General features: G+C 61.9%; 1 protein-coding gene. It reads left to right on the top strand.

Going from position 1 to position 1,333, the window contains the following annotated elements:
- Positions 1 to 53 precede the first annotated feature (53 nt).
- A protein-coding gene (locus N8A90_RS25340; RefSeq protein WP_410087748.1) for an IS3 family transposase occupies positions 54 to 1,279 on the top strand; the annotation gives its coding sequence in 2 pieces (ribosomal slippage) (positions 54 to 396 and positions 396 to 1,279; 1,227 coding nt in all).
- The last annotated feature ends 54 nt before the right edge of the window (positions 1,280 to 1,333 follow it).

The raw sequence follows: 1,333 nt of genomic DNA, 5'->3' as shown, positions 1-1,333 counted from the left end.
TGACCCGTCCTACCCAGCGTTGACACCTCGACCTTGCAGAAAGGGCAGGTGTCATGGAATCGAGTGTCAAGCGCACACAGCGCGACTACACGCTGGCTTTTCAATTGGCGGTGGTGGAGCAGGTAGAAAAAGGCGAGCTCACGTACAAAGAGGCGCAGCGCAAGTACGGCGTCCAGGGCCGCTCTACGGTGTTGGTGTGGCTTCGCAAGCATGGTCGACTGGGCTGGGGGCCTGCTGCATCATCGGCAGCCATGCCGATAGACAAGACCGCAGGGCCCCTCACGCCCGAGCAGCAGATCAAGGCGCTGCAGGTGCAGCTCGAAGAAGCGCAGGAGAAGGCACGGCTGTTCGAGGCCGTCATCGATGTCTTGCGCAAGGACTACGGGGTGCGTGTTGTAAAAAAGCCTTTGGGCAAGTCCTCTCGCAAGAGCTCGTCAAGGGGTTGAGCGTGAAGAGGGCTTGCCAGCACATGGGCCTGAGCCGACAGGCGTACTACCAAGGCAGACGCCGGGAGACCGAGCGCCTGGACAGTGCGCAGGCGGTGGTGGAGTTGGTACGTGAGCAGCGTATGCGCCAACCACGCGTGGGCACGCGCAAGCTGCACCATATGCTGCGCGAGCCGCTGCAGCACCGAGGCATCGCCCTGGGCCGTGATGCGATGTTCGACGTACTGCGCAATGCGAAGCTGCTGGTGGCGCCCCGGCGGGCGTACCACAAGACCACCGACAGTCATCACCGCTTCAGGCGCCACCCGAACCTGCTCAAGGCAGGGCCGCAGCAGATTCACGCCAGCGGCAGCGAGCAGGTCTGGGTCGCTGACATTACCTATTTGCCCACGCACGGCAGGTTCGTCTACCTGAGCCTGATCACAGATGCGTACTCCCGAAAGATCGTCGGCTGGCACGTGCATGAGAGCTTGCAGACCGAAGAGGTGGCGCAGGCCATGAAGATGGCCCTGGCAGGCCGCAAGAGCCGCCAGCCATTGGTGCATCACTCCGACAGGGGGATCCAGTACTGCTCGACGTACTACCAGGCACTGCACCTGCGCCATGGCGTCACTTGCTCGATGACTGATGGCTATGACTGCTACCAGAATGCGCTGGCCGAGCGGGTCAACGGCATCCTGAAGACCGAGTTCCTGCTGCATCGCCCTGCCGACATTACCCAGGCCAGACGCATGGTCGAGCAGTCGGTGCACATCTACAACCACGACAGACCGCATCTGTCGTTGAAAATGCAAACGCCCGATGCAGTGCATCGGGCGTCCTTGGCCGGGTAGCTCCGGCAGTGTTCCTATCGTCCTGAGGTGTCAACGCTATTCAGGACGGGTCAC

The sequence above is a fragment of the Variovorax sp. N23 genome, assembly GCF_025486315.1.
In the GTDB taxonomy this organism is placed as follows: Bacteria; Pseudomonadota; Gammaproteobacteria; order Burkholderiales; family Burkholderiaceae_C; genus Variovorax.
The sequence above is the reverse complement of the archived record's forward strand: the minus strand, read 5'-3'. Positions and strand labels throughout refer to the sequence as shown.